The organism is Novosphingobium sp. B-7 (assembly GCF_000410615.1).
Classification (GTDB): Bacteria; Pseudomonadota; Alphaproteobacteria; order Sphingomonadales; family Sphingomonadaceae; genus Novosphingobium; species Novosphingobium capsulatum.
The window spans coordinates 1-2,553 of sequence record NZ_KE148521.1 but is presented as its reverse complement, the minus strand read 5'-3'; the positions used below and the strand labels follow the sequence as shown (position 1 = coordinate 2,553).

The following is a 2,553-nucleotide window of genomic DNA, read 5'->3' as shown; positions in this document are numbered from 1 at the left end:
ATCGCCCCTGCCCCAGCCCGGCGTATACCCCGGCCCGCCGTTCTTGAACGCGCCGAACCACAGCAGCACCAGGCGCACGCGGTGCTGGCGCGCCTGGGCCAGCAGCGTATCGACAAAGGCGAAATCGAACTGCCCCTCGCGCGGCTCGGCCCGGGCTCAGGCCACCGGCATTTCCAGGGTGTTGGCGCCCAATTGCTCCACCGTCTGCCACACTTGCGGCAAGACGCTGGCATGGTTGGAGGAATTGTTGGCCTGCGCCCCCAGCACAAGGAACGGCGCGCCGTCAACGAACAGCGCCGGGCGGCCATGCGGCGCCGCGATCCGTGGCAAGGCGGGCGCTTGCCGGCCGGGCGGCTGGGCCCTGATCGTCTGGGCACTGGCCGCTGTGGTGAGCAGCAGCGCCAAGGCGCTAAGGCAAGTGCGGGCGCGCATCGCCTCAGGCCAGTGCCAGGCCGAATTCGGCGGCGATGGCGGCGCTGTGCTCGCCCACGCGCGGGGCACCGCGCGCCGAAGCCGGCCTTTGCCCATCGATTCGCATCGGGCTGGCGGTGGTGAGAATGCTGCGGCCCCGGCCGCCGATCGATTGCAGCATGTCGAGCGCGCGGAAGCTTTCGGCCTCCAACAATTGCTCCCAATCGAGCACGGCCGCGGTCCAGATGCCGGCCGGCTCCAGCACGGCCAGCCATTCCTGCGTGGTGCGCGTGGCCAGGCGCTGCGCGATGCGGTCAAGCAGCGCGTCGCGCCCGTCAAAGCCGTTGCCGCTCTCGCCCAAGCCCGGCAGATCAAGCAATTCGCCGATCCGGGCCAGCGGCGTCATCGCCAGGGCAAGATGCCCATCTGCCGTGCGATAGACGCCATAGGGCGCAGCAAGATAGGCATTGGCGCCATGGGCGGCGGCGCGCGTCGGGGGGCGGCGGCCATCGTTGAGATAAGTGGTCAGCAGCTCGAACTGGAAATCGACCAGCACTTCGAGCAGGCTGGTTTCCACCCGCCCCCCCAACCCGGTGCGCGCGCGGCGGACCAGCAAGGCCAGGATGCCCTTGGCCAGAACATGGCCGGCCAGCATGTCTGCCACCGAAAGCCCGATCGGCATCGGCCCATGGTCGGCACTGCCGGTCAGCCACATCACGCCCGAGCGCGCCTGGGCGAGCAGATCCTGGCCCGGCAGCTTGGCCCAGGGGCCGGCACTGCCAAAGCCCGAGACGCTGGCATAGACCAGGCCGGGATTGATCGCCTGGACGTCTTCATAGCCCAGCCCCAGCCGCTCGATCACGCCGGGGCGGAAGTTCTGGATGATCACGTCGGCCCGGGCGACCAGGCGGCGCAGTTCCGCAAGCTGGCCCGCGTCCTTGAGGTCGACCGCCAGGCTTTCCTTGTTGCGGTTGATCGCGTGGAACAGCGTGGAATCGCCGGCGATGTCGGTATCGCTCAGATAAAGATCGCGGCACAGGTCACCGCTCTGCGGCCGCTCGATCTTGATCACGCGCGCCCCCAGATCGGCCAGTTGCAGCGCGGCCGAAGGACCGGCGAGGAACTGGGCCATGTCGAGCACCAGCAGATCGGACAGGGGGCCGGGACTGGCCGGAGACGACGCTGTGTCCGTTGCCGAATCCGTGCGGATAAGCCGCTGTTCCAATCCCGTCCTCCACATCACTCATTGTTTACAGGCTAACATACATTCTCTATATAAACAATCAATGCAAATTCCACGCGCCTCTTCCGCTATCACCCCGGCCAGCCCGGCGCGCGCCCGTGCTGGCGGGCAAAGCGGCAGGCGATGATGGCACTTCGCGCCGCCATGGGTTACGCAAGCCGCCCGATCGCCAGACCAGCCGCGGAAGGACAGAACATGGATGCGCGCCCCGAATCAGCCACCCAGGCAGACAGCCCTGCGCCGGACATGCCGGACCTGGGCGACGGCCCGCTCGACGGGCGGCCAGAGGGCATGCTGGCGGACAGCATCCTGTCGAGCGACGAGCGCCGCCGGAAGTATGCCGTGCCGGCGCTGGAAAAGGGCCTCGATATCGTCGAGTACCTGGCCGACCAGGCCGTGCCGATGACGCAATCGCAACTGGCGCGCGCGCTCAACCGCCAGCCGGGCGAGCTGTTCCGCATGCTCGCCTGCCTGGAAGGGCGCGGCTATGTGCGGCGCGACCCGACCAACGGCGGCTATGCGCTGACGCTCAAGCTGTTCCAGCTCGCGCGCATTCACTCGCCCTATGAAACGCTGATCGCGGCGGCGCGCCCGCTGATGCGCGCGCTGTCCGACGACGTGCGCGAAAGCTGCCACCTGACCGTGTTGCAAGGCAACCAGGTGCTCGTGCTCACCCAGGAAGAGAGCCCCAACCCGTTCCGCCTGTCGGTGGAAGTCGGCTCCACCCATTCGCCGCTGCGCACCAATTCGGGGCGCCTGCTGCTCGCCGGCCTGGCGCCCGCCGCGTTTGATGCCTGGCTGGGGCATTCGCGCGAATGGCAGGCGATGGCGCCGGCCGCACGGCAGGATCTGCTCGCCCGCATCGACGACGTGCGCGCGCGCGGCCATGCCCGCTCGCT

General features: G+C 68.7%; 3 protein-coding genes. 1 reads left to right on the top strand and 2 read right to left on the bottom strand.

What is annotated here, in order from left to right; all coding sequences use genetic code 11:
- Positions 1-156: 156 nt before the first annotated feature.
- Both H926_RS0124160 and H926_RS0124155 read right to left on the bottom strand, forming a co-directional pair.
- Positions 157-432, bottom strand: coding sequence for a hypothetical protein (locus tag H926_RS0124160; RefSeq protein ID WP_022678519.1), 276 nt, complete (start codon positions 430-432; stop codon positions 157-159).
- 4 nt (positions 433-436) lie between these two features.
- On the bottom strand, positions 437-1,636 hold the full coding sequence (locus tag H926_RS0124155; RefSeq protein ID WP_022678518.1) for a CaiB/BaiF CoA-transferase family protein: 1,200 nt from the start codon (positions 1,634-1,636) through the stop codon (positions 437-439).
- Between the two features lie 213 nt (positions 1,637-1,849).
- On the opposite strand from H926_RS0124155, the gene H926_RS31370 reads away from it, so the two are divergent.
- Positions 1,850-2,553: IclR family transcriptional regulator (locus tag H926_RS31370; protein ID WP_158442051.1), on the top strand; the 704-nt coding region annotated here is incomplete at its 3' end.

Excerpts from the sequence above, each read along its gene's own strand:
- H926_RS0124160 (WP_022678519.1), bottom strand. The coding sequence starts at position 432 with ATGCGCGCCCGCACTTGCCTTAGCGCCTTGGCGCTGCTGCTCACCACA.